General features: G+C 38.4%; 1 protein-coding gene. It reads right to left on the reverse strand.

The features are described from left to right. The coding region (locus FJR06_RS14465) for an RNA-guided endonuclease TnpB family protein (RefSeq protein ID WP_168651682.1) at positions 1-714 on the reverse strand (714 nt) is incomplete at both ends.

Genomic DNA, 714 nt, shown 5'->3' on the forward strand with positions numbered 1-714 from the left:
TTAATGGCATTTTATGACGATGATTACCGCAATTAGAGCATATTTGGGAACTAGGAAAAAACCGATCCACAAGGATTAGTTCACTCCCGAATTTCTCAGTTTTATGGCGGTAGGCTTTAGGATTCTCGAATACTTCACCATTACTGCAAACTGCTAATTCTTTGATACCAATGTCAACACCAATGGTCGGTCTGTCTGCAAGTATAGGAGGTTTTTCAACTTCGTATTTAACAGAAATAAACCATTTATCAGCCTGTCTAGAAATCACGCAATTATGAGTTACTGTAATCGGTAAAGGTTCTGCTAAACGTACCCAGCCAATTGACGGTAATTTAATTCTTTTACTATCATTTTTAATTGCTGGTTTCGCCTTAGTTCCTGACTCCAAATAGAAAGAATCACGTTGACCTTTCTTTTTGAATCGGGGTTGTTTCGATGTCTTCCTAAAACACCTATCCCATGCTTGGCGTAAGTCAGCTAACGCCTTCTGAGGGATATTTTTATTAACTTCGTAATACCAAATATGCTCAGATTTTACCTCAGCAACTAACTTTTTATGCAAGTCAATCGCTGATGGTAATTTAAGTTTTTCGCCTTCTTTTTGAGCAGCTAAAATATCCTTGATTTGAGCATTTGCCCAGTTGTAAGCGTGTCTAGCGACTCCAGAAGCCTTGCGAAAAGCTGTAATCTGTCGGTTATTTGGAATTAGTGCAG

This window comes from Dolichospermum sp. UHCC 0352 (genome assembly GCF_009711925.1).
GTDB classification, from domain to species: Bacteria; Cyanobacteriota; Cyanobacteriia; order Cyanobacteriales; family Nostocaceae; genus Dolichospermum; species Dolichospermum lemmermannii.